This is a genomic window from Chitinophaga terrae (ex Kim and Jung 2007), from assembly GCF_900107795.1.
Lineage (GTDB): Bacteria > Bacteroidota > Bacteroidia > Chitinophagales > Chitinophagaceae > Chitinophaga > Chitinophaga terrae.
The window spans coordinates 165,460-180,528 of record NZ_FNRL01000006.1 but is presented as its reverse complement, the minus strand read 5'-3'; the positions used below and the strand labels follow the sequence as shown (position 1 = coordinate 180,528).

The 15,069-nt window shown below is 47.5% G+C and carries 11 protein-coding genes; 8 read left to right on the top strand and 3 right to left on the bottom strand.

The window, feature by feature from the left end; genetic code table 11:
- Positions 1-8 precede the first annotated feature (8 nt).
- The 4 genes from BLV62_RS08600 (at position 9) to BLV62_RS08585 (ending at position 5,027) form a co-directional block, all read left to right on the top strand.
- Complete coding sequence (locus BLV62_RS08600; RefSeq protein ID WP_089760666.1) at positions 9-2,147, top strand: hypothetical protein; 2,139 nt, start codon at positions 9-11, stop codon at positions 2,145-2,147.
- A 225-nt stretch (positions 2,148-2,372) separates the two neighbouring features.
- Positions 2,373-2,558 carry a hypothetical protein gene (locus BLV62_RS08595; RefSeq protein ID WP_089760663.1) on the top strand — a complete coding sequence of 62 codons (186 nt, stop codon included), beginning with the start codon at positions 2,373-2,375 and terminating at the stop codon, positions 2,556-2,558.
- Positions 2,559-2,812: 254 nt separating this feature from the next.
- The gene (locus tag BLV62_RS08590; RefSeq protein ID WP_089760661.1) at positions 2,813-3,565 is read left to right on the top strand and encodes a glucose 1-dehydrogenase; all 753 of its coding nucleotides are present in this window, start codon (positions 2,813-2,815) and stop codon (positions 3,563-3,565) included.
- Positions 3,566-3,707: 142 nt separating this feature from the next.
- Positions 3,708-5,027: a Gfo/Idh/MocA family protein gene (locus BLV62_RS08585; protein ID WP_089760659.1), complete on the top strand. Its 1,320-nt coding sequence runs from the start codon at positions 3,708-3,710 to the stop codon at positions 5,025-5,027.
- Between the two features lie 21 nt (positions 5,028-5,048).
- Here the strand turns inward: BLV62_RS08585 and BLV62_RS08580 are convergent, their stop codons facing one another.
- The gene (locus BLV62_RS08580; protein ID WP_089760657.1) at positions 5,049-6,263 is read right to left on the bottom strand and encodes a glycosyltransferase family 87 protein; all 1,215 of its coding nucleotides are present in this window, start codon (positions 6,261-6,263) and stop codon (positions 5,049-5,051) included.
- Positions 6,264-6,772: 509 nt separating this feature from the next.
- Between BLV62_RS08580 and BLV62_RS08575 the strand changes: the two genes are divergently transcribed.
- Complete coding sequence (locus tag BLV62_RS08575) at positions 6,773-9,082, top strand: glycoside hydrolase family 2 protein (RefSeq protein WP_225889538.1); 2,310 nt, start codon at positions 6,773-6,775, stop codon at positions 9,080-9,082.
- Between the two features lie 156 nt (positions 9,083-9,238).
- Here BLV62_RS08575 and BLV62_RS08570 read toward each other — a convergent pair whose 3' ends face one another.
- On the bottom strand, positions 9,239-10,108 hold the full coding sequence (locus BLV62_RS08570; protein ID WP_089760654.1) for a ThuA domain-containing protein: 870 nt from the start codon (positions 10,106-10,108) through the stop codon (positions 9,239-9,241).
- Positions 10,109-10,355: 247 nt separating this feature from the next.
- Between BLV62_RS08570 and BLV62_RS08565 the strand changes: the two genes are divergently transcribed.
- Positions 10,356-10,832 (top strand): VOC family protein, encoded by a 477-nt coding sequence (locus BLV62_RS08565; protein WP_089760652.1) that lies wholly within the window; start codon positions 10,356-10,358, stop codon positions 10,830-10,832.
- A 4-nt stretch (positions 10,833-10,836) separates the two neighbouring features.
- Here BLV62_RS08565 and BLV62_RS08560 read toward each other — a convergent pair whose 3' ends face one another.
- Positions 10,837-11,253 (bottom strand): VOC family protein, encoded by a 417-nt coding sequence (locus tag BLV62_RS08560; protein ID WP_089760651.1) that lies wholly within the window; start codon positions 11,251-11,253, stop codon positions 10,837-10,839.
- Positions 11,254-11,363: 110 nt separating this feature from the next.
- On the opposite strand from BLV62_RS08560, the gene BLV62_RS08555 reads away from it, so the two are divergent.
- Positions 11,364-12,356: a GlxA family transcriptional regulator gene (locus BLV62_RS08555; RefSeq protein WP_089760649.1), complete on the top strand. Its 993-nt coding sequence runs from the start codon at positions 11,364-11,366 to the stop codon at positions 12,354-12,356.
- Between the two features lie 62 nt (positions 12,357-12,418).
- A complete protein-coding gene (locus BLV62_RS08550) occupies positions 12,419-15,040 on the top strand; it encodes a glycoside hydrolase family 2 protein (RefSeq protein ID WP_089760647.1) in 2,622 nt (873 codons plus the stop codon).
- The last annotated feature ends 29 nt before the right edge of the window (positions 15,041-15,069 follow it).

The following is a 15,069-nucleotide window of genomic DNA, read 5'->3' as shown; positions in this document are numbered from 1 at the left end:
TTACTGGCATGAAGAAATCTTGTTTTTTAGCGGCTGGCCTGCTGTTTTCGTGTGCTGCCTATGCCACGCCCGATCTGCCCTTTATCCAGGCGGTATCGGTGAAATACACCGTTCCTGCGGGCTTACAGATGATCAAGGTGATCACGGATTATAACGATAATGTACATGTACTGACCACGCAAGGTTTCTATCGTGTTAGCGGCAATGAGCTGGTAAAAGATCTCCGGTTCCGTCCCCTGGCCCAAAAGATCCCGGTAGATGTTACCACGCAGGAAACCAGCGGACATCTTTACTATCTCTATCCCGATAAATGCCTGACAAATGGGTATGCAGGAATTCCCTACATTAATCTGCCAACCGGGAAGTTTAACAAGGTAGTGGTAGATGAAAAAGGAAGGATGTTGCTGGCAGGAAATAACGCACTGGCGCTGGCAACAGGCAAGGAGTTAAAGGATTTGCCATTTGTGGATGGCATCAGGAAATTGCAGGTTTATAAAGGTACTTTTTACCTGCTGACGAATAACGCAGTTTACCGCTTTGATGAGAGCAGATTTGTTCCCGTGCATAAAGTGAATGGAGTTACAGACTTTGCCTTTAAAGGAGATGATATCGTACTGAGTACATCGAACGGTTATTACACGGTGAACAGGCAGTCGGGCGACAGCAGTACCGGTCTCCGGACGCGGGTACCGGTACCGGATATACGAAACCTCCTGGTAGTGAACGACCATGTATGGGCAGGTACGCCTGAAGGTGCCTTTGCGGAAGCCGATAAGGGAACCTACCGTTACTATGCGTCACGCCGATGGATAGACCAGGATACTGTGAAAAGCATGGCCGCAGTAAGTAACGGTGACGTATATATCCTGACGCCAACAGGTTTGAATAAAATTGCATTCATAAAACATACATTGGCTGAGAAAGCCGCATTCTTTGAACGCAAGATCAGGGAACGTCATATCCGTTATGGGTTCATAGCCAACGTTCACCTGAACCCGCCCGGCGATGTAGGCTCCGCTGAAATGGCAGATACAGATAATGACGGGCTATGGAGCAGTTTTTACCTTGGCAGCCAGGCTTTCAGGTACGCCACTACGCACGACCCGGTAGCGAAACGATATGCCTGGGAAACCTGGGAGGCATTTGAACGGATCTTATCGGTGAACCAGATCAAAGGCTTCCCTGCCAGGACGTTCGAAAGGAAAGGGTACAAGAACTCAGATCCTGAAAGATGGAGAGAATCGCCCGATCCGGAATGGGAGTGGAAAGGGCATACCAGCAGCGACGAATTTGTAGGGCATATCTGGAGCGCCGCCGTAACCTATGAAATGGTTGCAGAAACACCGGAAGAAAAACAGCGGGTGACCGACTTCGTGGATAAGATCATGACGCATATCATTGATCATAAATATACCCTCGTTGATATTGATAACAAGCCAACCCTCTGGGCAAGATGGAATCCCGAGTACATTAACTGGTATCCCACAACCATTGGCGACCGCCGCTTAGGCAGCACTACGATCATGGCAGGGTTGCAACTCGCGTATAAACTTACGGGCAAGGAAAAATATAAAACAGAGGCATTTAAGCTGATCAATAAATATGGTTACCTGAAGAATATTATGATCGATTACCGCACCATCAAACCGACCGCAGGTTATTTTCACCAGGGCATTGATATGGGAAGCGACAGCTGGAACCACTCTGATGATGAAATGGCATTCCTTACCTACTGGGTGTTATACAGGTATGCATTTAATGACGAATTAAAAGCGAAATATAAAGAGGCGATAAGAAACCATTGGGAGATAGAGAAGCCTGAAAAGAACGCAGTCTGGAACCTGATCACTATGGCTACCGCCGGCGATTTTGATGCAGATGCAACCATGTGGTGGCTGAAAGGTTTTCCTATGGACCTGATCACCTGGAAGATCACTAATTCAAGGCGCCATGATATCACCTTATTACCGCATAACTTCCGCAACCAGACAACAGAAGTATTGTTACCGTTAGACGAGCAGCCTGTACACCGTCATAATGCCAATGCATTTACGCTGGACGGCGGACGGAACGGCGAATCAGAACTGGCGGGTGATGAATTCCTGCTTCCATACTGGATGGCCAGGTATCTCAAAGTAATAGAGTAAGAACGGAACCAGGAAGCAAAGGTTTTTTGTTATTGAAGCATTAAGACATCAGTATCATCTTCAGTGAGTACTAAATTATTGAGTGAGCTGTTTAGTATCTCCCTGTTCTTCTCTCTTGTTTTAATTGCTTCGGGACAAAAACCTTTGCTTCCTGTTCTTTTTTACGTTTGTACGGCAACGGTGTAACGGCACAGATATTGAAGCCATCCATATAAAACTTGGTGTATGGACGCAAAAAAGCTCTTCGGAGTATTACTTACGTTACTTGGAACAGTTGGCTTGATTTACGCTGGGTATGGCTTTGTAAAGCAGACCCTGCATTGGAGGGAACTATTGGTAACCGCTTCTATCGGCCTCGTCTTTTTCGGATCAGGTATAGCATTGCTGAAAACAACTTCCGATACCCCATAACCTGCTTGTTACCTGCCCCATCATTTTGTTGAATTTTGCCCTCAATTTTGCCCCGGCCCCCGATTATGAAGCAACAATTACAGGGTGACTGTTGTTTGTTGTATACCCGTCTTTTCAACCAATTAAATACTGATAAAAATTAGTTGAAAGGCTGATAAAGGTCAGCTTCCGGTAAACCGGATATGGGTACTTTTGTAAAGCGAACAACAGGTACTACTATTTAATGATTTTTCACACGTAAAAAATTTGCAGGTATGGAACAGGTATTTAAAGATAAAGTAGCATTGGTTACAGGAGCGGGTTCCGGTATTGGAGCTGAAATTGCGAAATTGTACGCAACCGGCGGAGCCAAAGTGATTGTCAGCGATGTAGCAGAAGAGCATGCGAAAAATATTGTGGCAGCTATTAAGGAAAAAGGAGGTGAGGCAACCTTTGTGAAATGTGATGTAAGCAACCCGGAGGAGTGCAAAGCATTGGTTGATAAAACTGTGTCGACCTACGGGCGACTGGATATTGCATGCAATAACGCCGGTATCGGCGGCGAGTTGAACCCGATAGCAGATCACAGCATCGAGATGTATAAAAAAGTGATTGATATAAATCTCAACAGCGTGTTTTATGGCATGAAATACCAATTGCCGGCAATGCTGAAAAACGGGGGAGGAGCGATCGTTAATATTTCTTCCATTCTTGGATTGGTTGGTACCGCCAACTCACCGGCCTATGTAGCGGCAAAGCATGGAGTGATAGGGTTAACTAAAGCAGCAGCAATAGAATATTCGGCCAAAGGCGTGCGGGTGAACGCTGTATGTCCCGGCTACATTGATACGCCCATTCTTGACGGCCTGCAACCTGAGGTAAAGGCCGCCCTGGTTAAGTTACATCCCATCGGCAGACTTGGAAAAGCCGCCGAAGTAGCTGAAATAGTAGGTTGGCTGAGTTCCGATAAAGCATCCTTTGTAACAGGCGGTTTCTATACCGTAGATGGTGCATACACTTCTCAATAACCAAAACGATCTGATGATATTATAACAGGGGCTTCAAAACATATTTGAAGCTCCTTTTTTATTCCCGCCTTACCGCTGATCATATAACTGGCATGCCCCAACTTTTTTTTATTATTTTTCGTTAGACCAAAATAAATTCCACATGCCTGTTTCTCGTCGCCGGTTTATTAACAACACTGCTAAACTGATGGCCGGTACCGCTGTACTGTCGCCGCTCCTGGTACATGGTAAATTCAACTCCCCCAATGAAGTGATCCGGGTTGCACTGATAGGTTGCCGCAACATGGGCTGGGGCGATCTGCAGAATGCGATCAGACAGCCGGGTGTCGAATGTATCGCGCTCTGTGATGTAGATGATAATATACTGAATAACCGGGCTGCCGAAATAAACAGGGAAACGGGTAAAACTCCCCGAACGTACAAGGATTTCCGGCAACTCCTGGAGAATAAAGACATAGATGCAGTGATCATCGGAACGCCTGATCACTGGCATTGCCTGCCATTTGTTTATGCCTGTGAAGCTGGGAAAGATGTGTATGTAGAGAAACCATTGGCGAACAGCATTGCAGAATGCGACGCGATGGTAAAAGCTGCCAGGAAATACAACAGGGTTGTACAGGTAGGTCAGCAACAAAGAAGTGGTCCGCACTGGATCAATGCCATGAACCTTATCAAATCCGGGAAACTCGGGCAGCTGAGAAAAGTTGATATCTGGGCGAATTTCAATTATGGAACCGGGGCTCCCAAAGTGCCGGACAGCAATCCGCCGGCGGGAGTGGACTTCAACTTCTGGCTGGGGCCAGCGCCCCAGCGCAGCTTCAATAGCGCCCGCTTTCATGGTTCCTGGCGTATGTTCTGGGATTATGGCGGGGGACTGCTCACAGACTGGGGAGTACATTTATTGGACATCGCTCTATGGGCCCGCGATATCAACGTTATGCCCCGGGCGGTGATGGCTACAGGAGGAAACTTTGCCTTCCCGGACCGGGATCACGAAACCTTCGATACCATGAACGTCATCTACCAGCACAATGATTACCTGGTTAACTGGTCTCATACCGCTGGTACGCAAAATGGCCCCTATGGCCGCTCTTATGGTTTAGCGTTTATAGGCAACGATGCCACTATGGTCATAGACCGGAACGGGTGGGAGCTGATGCCGGAATGGGATGAGCAGGCAAAGAAACCTAAGACCGCTCCCATTGACAAGCAATCAGGCGGCGAATCTCACGAGCTGCACATGAAAAATTTCCTGGAATGTATCAAAAGCCGGAAAGATCCTGCATGTACGATCGAAAACGGCAGCCTGGTGGCGAAACATGCTCATGCAGGCAATATCGCGCTGCGGACGCAATCAAGGTTGGTATGGGATGCCGGCGCTAACAACTTTGTGCATAACAACGCCGCCAACAACCTGATAAAACCAAAATACAGGCAACCGTGGATATTTCCCCAAGTCTGACGTAGCTCCTTTGTAAGCAGCTCACGCCATGCGTTGCAAGCCTTCGCCCATTGAAGCTCCCTGGAGTTTAGCCGCCAGGAAGGGCTCCAGGATTATCTTTGCCCAAACGATGGTGCAGAATACCGCTTTTACAGCATAAGGCTCCACATAGGTACGTGCGATCCAGTAAGGAGTGATCAGGTCGGTAGAAGAGAAGGAAGTAAAGATCAGCGTAAGCCATACAAGTACGGTATTGACCCGGTTGACCGGTTGGGTAAAATACCAGATGGCCACGCCGGTTAACGCTACGATATAGGTTGGCGATTCTCCTTTATGATTGAAAATAACCACCCAGATAAGGGCGGATGCCAACATGCTTAAGTTATAACGATGATCGCGTTTAATGAACAGCCAGAGGATCGGCAGCGCATAAAGCACGGCTCCCGTCAGTACAAACAGTTGCTTATTGATCTCCATGCCAAACCAGGTATGCCACCAGCCCATCACCGAAACGCCGAAAGAAGCGGAGTAATCATTTGCCAGCAGGTGCCCCCAGCTTTTGTACAGGAATATAAACTGGTCGACAGAAATCACCGCAAGCGGCATGATTGCAATTACGGCTGTCCAGAATACAGTATAAAGCGCGGCTTTCCAACGTTGCGGATATAGGAGGAACAGTGATAACGCCACGATCCCGAATATCTTGATGTAAATAGTTATCACCAGCAGCAATGCGGCCAGCCAGAGTTTTTTGTTCTCCATTGCATGCCAGGCCAGTATGAAAAAACCGGTGATAAACACGTTGATCTGTGAGCTGGTTAATGCGATCATCATTTCTATCGCTAAAAACAACAGCATCAGCGAACGCCTGTTCTCAGCCACAGGAAGTTTCCTGACAGCAATAATGAAAACGATCACATTCATGAGGTTCCAGCAGATCAGGCCGGGAAGATCGGGAAGCCAGTAGAAAGCACCCATCCACAACGCAAATGAAGGACTGTATTTATACAGGTCGTAATATTCAGCCGGGTATAAAATATACAGATCCTGGTTATGGATCAGGTGAGCAAAGGACTGGCGGAAGATGACGAAATTGTTATATCGCGTCCATCTTTCCATGTCCTGGGATGAAAGCCAGGAGTGAAAAGAAATGGCTACCGCCATGATAAGAAATAGCAGGTAAAGGTATTTCACAGGGATCTTACTGGCAAAATTGGCAATTTTGCCCCATCTGCCGGCATTGGAAGTGCTCTGCATGGTGACGTTGTTATTATAACAGTTGTTAGGAATCTGGTATTGGTTTGCGTAGCAGTGCTCTTATTATTCCACGCATCCAATCATTAATTTCGCGACCGCAAAACTAGCCATTTCTGTGAGAAAATAAAATCGGGGAGCCGCCTTCATGCGATATAATCGCAGGGCTACGGCGCCTGCATGCTGGTTGCATTTATAATCCTTTTCTTGTTGATATGGCTTTTAAGCACCGTTTACATATTGAAAATTATAAAATATTTCAATATTGCAGGATGAGGGAATAATTGCCTATTTTGCGTGGAATTATTGTCAACCAACGGATCGACAGACGAACTTTTTCTATACCCCTGTTACTGTTTTCTTATCAACCCTCATCTGCACGCAAGCTCAATAACCATAAAGCATAAATACTACAACCAGCTATGTTAAGACGAATTTTTGCAAGTTTGGCTGCGGCCTGCTTGATTGTAAATCTGCCTTTAATTCCCGTTCTCGCCCAGCAATCTTACAAAATGCAACCTGTTGCCATTCAGTCGAGATGGGCCAAAGAAGTAGCTCCGGACAATTCATTGCCCGACTATCCCCGTCCGCAAATGGAAAGAAAAGAATGGAAAAACCTGAACGGGTTATGGGATTATGCTATTACCCCGGCCACGGCAACAAAAGCCCCGGCAAAATACGATGGGAAGATACTGGTGCCTTTTCCGCTGGAATCGGCCCTTTCAGGGGTTAAAAAAACACTGACGCCGGATCAGCGGCTTTGGTATCATACAACCGTGGATATCCGGAAATCAGGCAACGAAAAAATACTGTTGCATTTCGGGGCTGTCGACTGGCAAACAGATGTCTGGGTAAACGATCAGAAAGCAGGAACGCATACCGGCGGGTATACGGAATTCTCTTTCGATATCACCAACCTGGTGAAAAACGGCAGCAACAGTATTGTATTGAAAGTTTACGACCCGTCCGACAAGGGAGTGGGCCCCCATGGCAAACAGGTATTGGCGCCGGCCAATATCTATTATACCCCCAGCTCCGGTATCTGGCAAACGGTATGGCTGGAAAATGTTCCCGTTCAGTATATCTCCGACCTCCTCCTCACCCCCGACATCGACCAGCAGACCCTTAACGTGGTTGTTGAAGCCCCACAGGGAATGAGCGTGGAAGTCGCCGCAAGCCTTGCCGGCAAGCCCGCCGGAAGCATCAAGGGCGCTGCTAATACCCCGCTCCGGCTAAAGATTGCGGATCCTCAATTATGGACCCCGGCCAATCCTACGCTTTACGACCTTTCTGTAAAACTGCTTAAAGATGGTAAAATAGCAGACGAAGTGAAAAGCTACTTCGGTATGCGGAAAATATCTGTAGCAAAAGACGGGAAAGGACAAGACCGCATCTTCCTCAACAACAAACCTTATTTTAACCTGGGAACCCTCGACCAGGGCTTCTGGCCCGATGGACTCTATACTGCGCCAACAGATGAAGCGCTGGCATTTGATATCCGCGCCGTCAAGGCAATGGGATTTAACACCATACGCAAACACATCAAAGTAGAACCTGCCCGCTGGTATTACTGGGCTGATAAACTGGGAATGCTGGTCTGGCAGGATATGGTTAGCCCTAACCACGGTTTGCCGGCCGGCGCCAAACCTGCATTCGAACAGCAATGCAGGGAAACCATCGCGCAGCTGCGAAATCATCCGAGTATCGTTACCTGGGTATTGTTCAACGAAAAATGGGGACAGTACGATCAACAACGACTAACCGAATGGATGAAACGTACCGATCCTTCCAGGTTGGTGAACGGTCATTCAGGCGAATATCTCTATGTCAATGAAAAGTTGCGGAGTCCAAGCCCTAACGCCTATGTAAGCGCTGATATGACGGACGTGCACAGCTACCCTAATCCCATGGATGCGTTGCATATCCCGGGGAAGGCCCGGGTGCTGGGCGAATTTGGAGGGATAGGCGTGTTTATCCCCGAGCATCAGTGGAACACCAACAGCGCCTGGGGATATATTACAGAAAAACCGGCAGCGCTGAAAGCAAAATACAGCATCATGAACCAGCACCTGCAACTGTTGGAGCGCCAGGGCCTTTCCGGCAGCATTTATACCCAACCTTTCGATGTGGAAGGAGAACAGAATGGTCTCATCACCTACGACAGGGAAGTGGTAAAAATTCCTTTCGCCGTGCTACGGAAAATTCATGCACCGTTAAATCCAGATATGGGCGCAATGCCGGACATCACGGCCGCCGACGCCGACCTTACTGATCCAACTGAAACTTACAGCCAGCTGTTGCAACAGTATATTGATGGAGATAAATCGCCGGCCTTCCTTCGTAAAATGGCCATGTACGCCGTGCAGGCAGGCGATAAAGACGCCGCCTCCCTCGCCGGCCAGGATTACTTCAAACAGGTAAAACCGCCCTACACCGACGATGATCTGCGTTATGCAATGCAAGTCACAGGAAGCACCAGGGACACCGGTTTCCGGATCATCGTCTCTAACGCCGAAGCAATAGATAAGGCAATGGGCGCCCGGCAATCGACCGTTAAGATCATGAACCTCCTTTACCAGGATCTTATTGCACCATCCATCCCTGAACAAAACGCCAATCCCGATTGGGCAGCGATATACGAAACCTTAAAACCTTACGGCGCAGCAGGAGACGAGATCTATCTGCGCGCCAAAACAATCTATCTCCTGAATAAACAAGACAAAGCCAGCTTTATTCCTGTCGCGAAAGAGTACCTGTCTAAGTACGGCCAATACTCCAGCGGAAGCGAACGGCGACGAATAGAAGCTCTCCTCGCGAATTAGCTCACGCGGTGGGTTTCACGCAAAGGGTTTCACGCAAAGGAGCAAAGGAGCAAAGAAGCATAAGATATTTTTTTAAGGATAAAAGAAAGCAAAGGGAGCGGAGATTATGTTATCATACAATCTCCGCTCCCTTTGCTTTCTTAAAATTCGCTTCTGTCAAAATTCCTTTGCTTCTTTGCTCCTTTGCTCCTTTGCGTGAAACCCTCTGCGTGAACCCCCGAGCCAGAGGAGGGTGTTTAGTATCAGCCTGTTTTGGACTTCGTTATCGAAGGTATGGGACAGGTCCTGGTTGGTATGATGCTCGTAGTCTATATCATTGTGCCCCATGTTGAAATAAACCATCCTGTAGTTCCTGTTGGTCCATACAACGGGATAGTAGCCGCTATGCCATATCTCATGTTGTTTGGGGCCCGTGCCTAACGGGAAGCTGGTTGAATCTATTGCCAGCAGGATCTGTATATCTTTATTCTTTCTCAGGTCGTTGCTCCATCGGTACCATTCGTTAGGCGATGCGCTGAAAGTTTTGGGAAGCCCTTTTGTTACAGGGTGTTTGCTTTCAACTCTCAGTACTGCGCTGGTTGGACGCCAGGTGTTGGAACCATACTGCCCCGAACCCAGGAAGGTTTCATGATACCAGTCCCAGTTCTGGGGGAACATAGATGGAGTAAGCGCGAATGCGGAAAAGTGAAAACCCATCCAGGCGCCGTTATTTTCCATGTACTGCCGGAATGCCGCCCGTTGCGCGGAGTCTTCCGGCCTGGTATCCAGGAATATCACTACCTGGTATTTTTTCAGGAATTCGGGATTCAGGTTTTTCCAGTTGTTGGTTGAATCATAACGGAAATTATACTTTGCCGCCATTTCAGGAAACCATTTATTAGCCTCATGCACAAAACTGATATGCGCCTGGTCGCTTTTCCCTGTGTAAAAAGCGATTACATTGAATTTGGGCGTTTGTGCATGTACGTTAGTGAAAAGCAGTAAGCCTGCCAGCAAACAGGTGAGTGAGTGGAATTTTAGCTTCATATCGTGGTTATAATTGAAACAAAATAAAGTAATTTTAGGTGATTTCATACGAGTCCTGTCAGGCAGGTTTTACAGGCTTAACCCGGTAAGGGGAAAATACGACAGATGGTTATTTATTGATTATCAAATTGTTATGTGATTGTTGTCGTATTTCACCATCAAGATTGTCGCTTTTGCACCTCCTGAATTTTTCCCAGCTAGATATCTTTGTGTCATCGTTCATTGTTCACCTACAAGAATTTGAATTATGCAGAAAATTTCTCCTTCTCTCTGGTTTAATGACAATGCCCAGGAAGCGATTGACTTCTATTTAACCGTATTTAAGCAAGGTAAAATTGTTAACTCATCCTACTACGGAGAGAATGCGCCACTGCCTAAAGGAACCTTACTGGCAGCCACTTTCCAGTTGGAAGGATTGGAATTTGTTGCCATTAATGGCGGGCCTGTCTTTTCTTTTACCGAAGCGATTTCTTTCACCATTAACTGTGAAACACAGGAAGAAGTGGATTATTATTGGGAGAAACTGACAGCAGATGGAGGAAAAGAAAGCCAATGCGGTTGGTTGAAAGATAAGTTTGGTCTGTCCTGGCAGGTGGTTCCTACCATCCTCAACAGGTTAATAGCAGACAGTGATAAAGAAAAAGCCGGCAGGGCAATGCAGGCAATGATGAAAATGAAAAAAATAGATATATCGGTTTTGGAAAAAGCTTATAAGGGCGAATAGCCGGTTAGCGTTTCTCTCCCTCAAAATTTATCAGCCAGTGATGTCCGTACTGGTCGGTTAATGTACCAAACAATGCGCCCCAATGAGTGGGCTGCAATGGATAAGTAACAGTTCCATTTACTGATAGTTTTTTATAATAGACTTTTGCTTCACTTGCAGAGCTGCAGTTAAGATATAGCGACACGCTATTGCCTGATGTCAGCCCTGCGTCGGGCACCATGTCTGTACCTGCAATCACCAGCGCATCATTTGTCAGGCAACCATGCAGCACGAAATCCTGCATATAGTCAGGCAACTCGTCCGACATCGGTGAATCCGCCACTGTTTGCAGGACCAATTCCCCGCCCAGGCATGACTTATAGAAACTCAGCGCCTGCCGACAGTTACCATTAAACGTAAAATAAGTATAGATACAGCTCATGCTATCATTCATTGATCAGTACAAAGGTCGTTATAGCCCGGCGTTCTGACGGGGGGAGATAGCGACAATTCACAGGCATTTTTTGCCAATGTTTACTATATATAAGAGCTATGATACACATTTCCATTTTAGTACCACTGGGCCGTTGTAGCGTCGCCAATATCGAGAGCAGTTACCAGATCCTTTCGGAAGTCAATTCAGTCCTGGAAGCACAGCAACGCAATTCATTGTTTAAAATTGAATTAGTGGGGAACGGAGACCAGATCCCGCAACGCGACGATCAGTTTATGGTAGCCCCAGACCGGCATCTTGACGAAGTTCCGCACACCGACCTGATCTTGATCCCGTCGCTGCAAGGTGAAATTCCACATATGCTCGATGCAAACAGGGAACTGGTTCCCTGGATCAGGAAACACTATCACCAGGGCGCTTCCGTGGCCAGCCTATGCCTCGGCGCTTTCCTGCTTGCAGACACAGGATTGTTAAACGGAAAACAATGTACCACTCACTGGAAATGGGCGGAAACTTTCAGGAAGATGTATCCTGGTATTGAACTGCGCGATGAAAAGATTATCACAGAAGATGGAAGGATATTTACCAGTGGCGGCGCATTCTCTTATCTCAATCTCCTCATCTACCTGGTAGAAAAATATGCAGGCCGGGATATGGCTGTTGCAATAGCAAAGGCCTACGCCATCGAGATGAACAGGCCCGGTCAATCGGCTTTCATGATATTCGAAGGACAGAAAGCGCATAAGGATGAAAAGATAAAAATGGCGCAGGAATTTATAGAAAAAGGATTCAGGGAAAAGATCTCCGTAGGCCAGCTGGCAGATATGACAGCCATCAGCCGGCGCTCTTTTGAAAGACGGTTCAAGAAGAATACAGGCAACACAGTAGTGGAATACATCCAGCGGATCAAAATTGAGGCGGCAAAACGCGATTTCGAATCCAGCGATAAAACCATCAATGAAGTGATCAGCGATGTTGGCTATATCGATTCCAAAGCATTCAGGACTATCTTCAAACGTATAACAGGGCTTACACCCATGGAATACAGGAATAAATTTAACAGGCAGGTGCTGGAAGAAGAAGTGGAGTAAGGGAATTTCTGAGGGGCAAACAGTTGCAAGTCATATATTTGCAGCGATCGTAAATCCTCAGTATGTATAAGACAATTTCCCTTTTTTTCGGGCTATTGCTTGGAAATCACTTGTTCGCACAACAGCAATATGAATTGAGCAGCGGCTGGAAGTGCAGTATTGCTTCAGCTGTAAAAATAAACGGAGAACAACTTTCAGTGCCATCAGCTGCACTGACCGACTGGCAGCCGGCCACTGTTCCAGGAACAGTGCTCACCACCCTGATCAACAACAAACAGGTTCCCGATCCCATGTTTGGGATGAACAATGAAAAGATCCCGGATATTTATCATACTGGCAATGCCCGGTATACCTATTGGTTTGTGAAAGATTTTAAAGAACTGCCGCCCGCCGGAGATGGCCAGGTATGGCTGCATTTCAGGGGAGTGAACGAGGGCTGCGATATCTTCCTCAATGGTCATCGCCTTACTGCTGCCACACATCACGGCGCTTATCTCCGGCAGTCATTCAACATCACCCCATGGCTGAAACAAAATGGCGATAACCGGGTAGCTGTTATCGTATATCCCCCGCCATTCCCGGGCAACCCGAATGGTGGCCAGGGCGGCGACGGCGCCATTGCCAAAGGAGTAGGACCACAGTACACCGCCGGTTGGGACTGGATACAGCCCATGCGCGACCGGAACACCGGTATCTGGGATAAAGTATTTATAGAAAGAACAGGCGCTGTGCGCATTAAAGATCCGCATATCGTTACCCTGGTTCCGGGAGTGCGTAAACCCGGCCTTGCCCAGGCGCCTGCCGATGTTAAAGTATCGGCAACCCTGGAAAACAGTTCTTCCCGCTCTATCAGCGGTACGCTGAAATATACTATCGATAATACTACGGCAAGCGCTAAAGTGACGCTGCCGGCTCACGCCACTGTAACAGTTGCCTTACCTGGCCTGCAGGTGAAGCAACCAAAACTCTGGTGGCCGCACGGGTATGGAGAACAATATCTTTACCAGTCATCCCTTCAGTTCATAGATGCGGCGGGTAAGCAGCAATCTGCAAATACTATCCCTGTCGGCATCCGGGAGATACAAACCTCCTGGAACCCGCATACCAACAGCCGCGAGGTAGCAGTGAACGGCCAGAAGATCTTTATCAAAGGCGGTAACTGGATCACCTCCGATGCGCTTTTCCGTTTTTCGGCCGAACGATATGATGCGGAAGCGCGCTTCCATCGCGATATGAACCTGAACCTCATCCGGATCTGGGGAGGAAGCCTCACAGAAAGGCCTGAGTTTTTTGCCGCCTGCGACAAATACGGATTGCTGGTCTTCCAGGATTTCTGGATGTCGGGCGATTGCAACGGGCGCTGGTTGGATCCGATGAAGAAAGAAGATCAATGGACCCGGCGCCAATACCCGGATGATCATAACCTCTTCCTGGAAAGCGTTGCCGACCAGATCAAAATGATCCGCAATCATCCTTCCCTGGCGTTCTGGTGCGGAGGAAACGAGATCACGCCCCCAGCCGATATCCTTGCTGCCATGAAAGATAGCCTCATACCGAAGCTGGACGGGACCCGTTACTTTTTCGATTACTCGAATTCCGATAGTATGTCATATAACCACATCGGCGGGAACGGAGATGGGCCATACGGCATTCAGCCAATTTCTGTTTTCTGGGGCGAACGTACTTTTCCTTTCAACTCGGAAGTGGGATCGGTTGGAACCGGCGATTATGAATCGCTGCAACGTTTCCTGCCAAAGGAAAACCTGGTAGTGCCGGCAACCGGCAAAGGGAAACTGGACCCGGTTTGGGATTATCATAAATACATTTCCTATAACCAGCATATAGACCCTTACGGGGCAACCAATGATCTGAGAGAATGGGCCAACAAGGCGCAACTGGTGAACTACGACCAGTATCGCGCGCTCATGGAAGGTTTCAGCGCGCATATGTGGGATTGGTATACGGGCGTGATCATCTGGAAAACACAGAATCCATGGACTGCGTTACGCGGACAGATGTATGATTACTATCTCGATCCAAACGCCTGCCTGTACGGAACCCGTAAAGGCGCGGAGCCGCTGCACATCATGTACAACCCATTAGATGGAATGGTGACAGGAGTGAACAATACTTTCAACTATGAGCGGGATATGATGCTGGAAGTCAGAACTTTTGACCGGTTGGGACATGATTCTGTATTGACAAAAGTATTCGTGGAAATAGGTCCAACCAGTATCCAGAAGTATTTGTCTGTAAAACCAATGATAGATCAGTTGAGAAAGAAGGAAGGGATTTTCCTCTCGCTTCGCCTCGTGAAGGCAGGAGGGCAAATCGTTTCAGACAACTTTTACTGGTTGCCCAACGAAGATGGGAAATACAATGGCCTGGCCCAGTTGCCGGTGGCCGGCCTGCAGTGCAGCGCCAAACGCATTAAACCTGGTGTGATCAGTGTAACGCTGAAGAACCCTGCTGATGGCGCAGTTGCTTTCTTTAACCGCGTATCGCTGGTGAATGCGCAACATGAAAGAATATTACCAGTATTTTACGACGATAACTATATTTCAGTTTTACCTGGTGAAACGAAAACGATAGAGATCAGTGGAGAGAATGTAGTAAAAGAAGGGAAAGCGCAGGTAGAAGTATATGGTCATAATGTTCAGCGGCAGTATATTGAAATTCAGTAAACGGAATTTTTTAATAGTAATAGAAAGGC

What these genes read in the sequence shown, in the direction of transcription:
- BLV62_RS08555 (WP_089760649.1), top strand. Translation starts at nt 11,364, where the DNA reads ATGATACACATTTCCATTTTAGTACCACTGGGCCGTTGTAGCGTCGCC.
- BLV62_RS08570 (WP_089760654.1), bottom strand. Translation starts at nt 10,108, where the DNA reads ATGAAGCTAAAATTCCACTCACTCACCTGTTTGCTGGCAGGCTTACTG.
- BLV62_RS08550 (WP_089760647.1), top strand. Translation starts at nt 12,419, where the DNA reads ATGTATAAGACAATTTCCCTTTTTTTCGGGCTATTGCTTGGAAATCAC.
- BLV62_RS08580 (WP_089760657.1), bottom strand. Translation starts at nt 6,263, where the DNA reads ATGCAGAGCACTTCCAATGCCGGCAGATGGGGCAAAATTGCCAATTTT.
- BLV62_RS08585 (WP_089760659.1), top strand. Translation starts at nt 3,708, where the DNA reads ATGCCTGTTTCTCGTCGCCGGTTTATTAACAACACTGCTAAACTGATG.
- BLV62_RS08560 (WP_089760651.1), bottom strand. Translation starts at nt 11,253, where the DNA reads ATGAGCTGTATCTATACTTATTTTACGTTTAATGGTAACTGTCGGCAG.
- BLV62_RS08595 (WP_089760663.1), top strand. Translation starts at nt 2,373, where the DNA reads ATGGACGCAAAAAAGCTCTTCGGAGTATTACTTACGTTACTTGGAACA.
- BLV62_RS08575 (WP_225889538.1), top strand. Translation starts at nt 6,773, where the DNA reads ATGCAACCTGTTGCCATTCAGTCGAGATGGGCCAAAGAAGTAGCTCCG.
- BLV62_RS08600 (WP_089760666.1), top strand. Translation starts at nt 9, where the DNA reads ATGAAGAAATCTTGTTTTTTAGCGGCTGGCCTGCTGTTTTCGTGTGCT.
- BLV62_RS08590 (WP_089760661.1), top strand. Translation starts at nt 2,813, where the DNA reads ATGGAACAGGTATTTAAAGATAAAGTAGCATTGGTTACAGGAGCGGGT.
- BLV62_RS08565 (WP_089760652.1), top strand. Translation starts at nt 10,356, where the DNA reads ATGCAGAAAATTTCTCCTTCTCTCTGGTTTAATGACAATGCCCAGGAA.